Annotated in this window: 4 protein-coding genes and 1 pseudogene; 4 read left to right on the forward strand and 1 reads right to left on the reverse strand. The window is 75.1% G+C overall.

All coding sequences use genetic code 11. The features are described from left to right. The 4 genes and pseudogenes from JNW89_RS31355 to JNW89_RS31370 all read left to right on the forward strand — a co-directional run. A partial coding sequence (locus tag JNW89_RS31355; RefSeq protein ID WP_238451820.1) for a DUF2786 domain-containing protein occupies positions 1–711 on the forward strand: 711 nt, incomplete at its 5' end. Positions 712–825: 114 nt separating this feature from the next. Continuing rightward, the gene (locus tag JNW89_RS31360; RefSeq protein WP_238451823.1) at positions 826–1185 is read left to right on the forward strand and encodes a YciI family protein; all 360 of its coding nucleotides are present in this window, start codon (positions 826–828) and stop codon (positions 1183–1185) included. Further along, positions 1182–2425, forward strand: a pseudogene (locus JNW89_RS31365) (RNA polymerase sigma factor). The gene JNW89_RS31360 and the pseudogene JNW89_RS31365 overlap by 4 nt, the downstream one beginning before the upstream one ends. 29 nt (positions 2426–2454) lie before the next feature. Further along, complete coding sequence (locus tag JNW89_RS31370) at positions 2455–3090, forward strand: dihydrofolate reductase family protein (protein WP_238451821.1); 636 nt, start codon at positions 2455–2457, stop codon at positions 3088–3090. Positions 3091–3180: 90 nt separating this feature from the next. Here the strand turns inward: JNW89_RS31370 and JNW89_RS31375 are convergent. After that, positions 3181–3509: hypothetical protein (locus JNW89_RS31375; RefSeq protein ID WP_238451822.1), on the reverse strand; the 329-nt coding region annotated here is incomplete at its 5' end.

Below are 3509 nucleotides of genomic sequence, written 5' to 3' on the forward strand. Positions count from 1 at the left end.
GGTTCCCCGATGCTCGACCGGGTGCGGGCGCTGCTGGCCAAGGCCGAGTCGACCACCTTCCCGGCCGAGGCGGAGGCGCTGACCGGCAAGGCGCAGGAGTTGATCGCCCGGCACAGCCTGGACCGGGCGCTGGTCGAGGCCACCGCGGAACGCCCCGACCTGCCCGGCGGGATGCGCCTGAGCACCGACGCCCCGTACGCCGGGGCGAAGGCGCTGCTGGTGCAGGAGGTCGCGGCGGCGAACCGGTGCGAGTCGGTCTGGAACGACGACCTGGGCTTCGCCACCGTGCTCGGCTTCGCGGGCGACCTGGAGGCGGTCGAGCTGCTCTACACGTCGCTGCTGGTGCAGGCCACCGCCGCGATGCTGCGCGGGCGCACCGAACGCAAGCGGGGCAGCAGCCGGCGGACCAAGGCGTACGACGAGTCGTTCCTGCACGCGTTCGCGCTGCGGATCGGGGAACGGCTGCGGGCCGCGACCGAGGAGGCCGACCGGCAGGCGGCCGAGGCGACCGGCCCGGAACGGCTGCTCCCCGTGCTGGCCGCCCGCTCGGACGCGGTCCGCGAGCGGATGGAGACCCTCTTCCCCGGCGTCACCCGGGCCCGGCTGACCATCCGGGACGCCGACGGCTGGCACTCCGGCACCTCCGCCGCCGACCGGGCGTCGCTGCACGCCGGCACGCCACCGGCCCGGCAGCTGCCCGGCCGGAGCTGACTCGGGCAGAATTTCTTCCGGCGACGGTGTCGGATCCACCGGGCGGGCTCCGACCTGTCATCGAGGGCCACGAACGGCGTGGCCACACGACGTCAGGAGCACCCCGTGAAGTACATGTTGCTGATCTGGAACCGGCCCGGCTTCGTCGAGGACCTCTCGGAGCAGGAGCGCACCGCGCTCTTCGGCGAGGTCGACGAGATCATGAAGGAGCTGACCGAGTCCGGCGAGCTGGTCGGTGGCCAGGCGCTGGCCGACCCGTCGCAGACCCGGACGGTCCGGCTCCATGGCGAGCGCCCCGAGGTGACCGACGGACCGTTCATGGAGAGCAAGGAGCAGTTCGCCGGGTACCTGATGGTCGACTGCGACAGCCCGGAGCGGGCCGCCGAGATCGCCGCGCGCTGGCCCGACGTCCGGATGGGCTTCGGCGTGCTGGAGGTGCGCCCGGTGATGGACGAGGCCGGGACCGAGATGTGACGCAGCGGGAGGTGGAGGACCTGCTGCGCGCCCTGGCGCCGCAGGTCCTCGGCATCCTGGTCCGCCGGCACGGCGCCTTCTCCGCCTGCGAGGACGCGGTGCAGGAGGCGCTGCTGGCCGCCGCCACGCAGTGGCCGGAGCGGGGTGTCCCGGACAATCCCCGCGCCTGGCTGCTCACCGTCGCCGGCCGCCGGCTGACGACGAGTGGCGCAGCGAGCGGGCTCGCCGCGACCGCGAGGTCGCCGTCGCGCTCCGGGAGCCGGCGTACGCGGCGGTCGCCCCGCCCGCCGACGAGCCGCCATCCACTGGGGACGACAGCCTCACCCTGTTCTTCCTCTGCTGCCATCCGGCGCTGCCCCGGTCGGCGCAGCTGGCGCTGACCCTGCGCGCGGTGGGTGGGCTGAGCACGGCGCAGATCGCGCAGGCGTTCCTGGTGCCGGAGCCGACCATGAGCCAGCGCATCCGCCGGGCCAAGCAGCGCGTCGAGGCGGCCGGCGCGCGGTTCGTCATGCCGTCGCCGGCCGAGCAGGACGAGCGGCTGCGGACCGTGCTGCACGTGCTGTACCTGATCTTCAACGAGGGCTACACCGCCTCCAGCGGGGCGGACCTGCACCGCACCGAGCTGACCGGCGAGGCGATCCGGCTGACCCGCCAGCTGCACCGGGCGCTGCCCGACGACGGTGAGGTCGCCGGCCTGCTCGCGCTGATGCTGCTCACCGACGCGCACCGGGCAGCGCGGACCGGGCCGGGCGGGGAACTGGTCCCGCTCGCCGAGCAGGACCGGAGCCGGTGGGACCGGGCCGCCATCGCCGAGGGGGTGGCCCTGGTGACCGAGGCGCTGACCTGGTCGCCACCGGGCCCGTACCAGCTCCAGGCGGCGATCGCGGCGGTGCACGCGGAGGCGCCCTCCGCCGAGCGGACGGACTGGCCGCAGATCGTCGCGCTCTACCGGGTGCTGGCGGCCGTGTCGCCGAACCCGATGGTCACCCTCAACCAGGCCGCCGCGGTGGCCATGGTGGACGGACCGCGCGCCGGGCTCGCCCTGCTCGCCCCGCTCGACGCCGACGAGCGGATCGCCGGCCACCACCGCCTGGCGGCCGTCCGGGCCCACCTGCTGGAGCTGGCCGGGGAGCGGGAGGCGGCGCGGGAGGCGTACCTGCTGGCGGCCCGGCGGACCACCAGCCTGCCGGAGCGGCGCTACCTGGAGGTGCGCGCGGCCCGGCTGGCGGGCGACCGATGAGTTCCGGCGACGACGGGAGTCCACCTCGCATGAGCACAGTGAGCTGTCAGATCTCGATGTCGTTGGACGGGTACGTGGCGGGGCCGGACCAGAGCCGGCAGGACCCGCTGGGCCGGGGCGGGCTGCGCCTGCACGAGTGGTTCTTCGGGCTGGACGCCTGGCGGGAGCGGCACGGGCTGGCCGGTGGGGAGCGCGGCGTCGACGCCGAGCTGGTCGAGGAGATGACCCGGGACGTCGGGGCGTACGTGATGGGACGCCGGATGTTCGGCGGCGGCGACGGGCCGTGGGACCTCGACTGGACCGGCTGGTGGGGCGAGGACTCGCCGTTCCGTACGCCGGTCTTCGTGCTCACCCACCATCCGCGCGAGACGCTGGTGATGCGCGGCGGGACGGAGTTCCGGTTCGTCACCGACGGGCTCGCCGCCGCGCTGCGGCAGGCCCGGGAGGCGGCCGGCGACCGGGTGGTCTCCGTGGCGGGCGGCGCGAGCACGGTCAACCAGTGCCTGGCGGCGGGGCTGCTGGACACCCTCCAGCTACACGTCGTGCCGATCGTGCTCGGAGCCGGCGAACGGCTCTTCGAGGGGGTCGGCGACCCGCGGCTGGAGCAGGTGTCGGTGGTCGCCGGGCCGACCGTCACCCACGTGACCTACCGGGTACGGCGCTGAGCACCGGCTACCGGTAGAGGCGCGCGGGCCCCGCTCCTTCCGGTCGGCCGGGCCGCGGCCGACCGGGCGGGCCGAGCTGGGCCGTGCCGGTCAGACGTGGCAGTCGCGGGCGAGCCGCTCGGGGATGCGGACGAAGCCGCTCGCCATCCAGGTCGCCGGGCTGGCCGCCGCGGCTCCCGTGTCGATCTGCTTCGCGGCATCGGTCACCAGGTCCCTGATCCGTGCGTCCTCGGCGTTGCCGGCCTGCTCGCGCAGGTCGTCGGCGAGCCCGGCGAGGGTGCCCTTGAGCTGGCCGTTGAGCTGCTCCGGGGTGAGTTCGCGGCGGGTGGCCGCCGCCGAGTCGTCGGCGATCCTCCGGCTGGCCGCGATGATCAGCTCATCGGCGCGCCGGCAGACGGCGGCGGTGTTGGCGGCGCTCG

The sequence above is a fragment of the Micromonospora sp. 4G55 genome (assembly GCF_016803375.1).

What these genes read in the sequence shown, in the direction of transcription:
- JNW89_RS31370 (WP_238451821.1), top strand. Translation starts at nt 2,455, where the DNA reads ATGAGCACAGTGAGCTGTCAGATCTCGATGTCGTTGGACGGGTACGTG.
- JNW89_RS31360 (WP_238451823.1), top strand. Translation starts at nt 826, where the DNA reads ATGTTGCTGATCTGGAACCGGCCCGGCTTCGTCGAGGACCTCTCGGAG.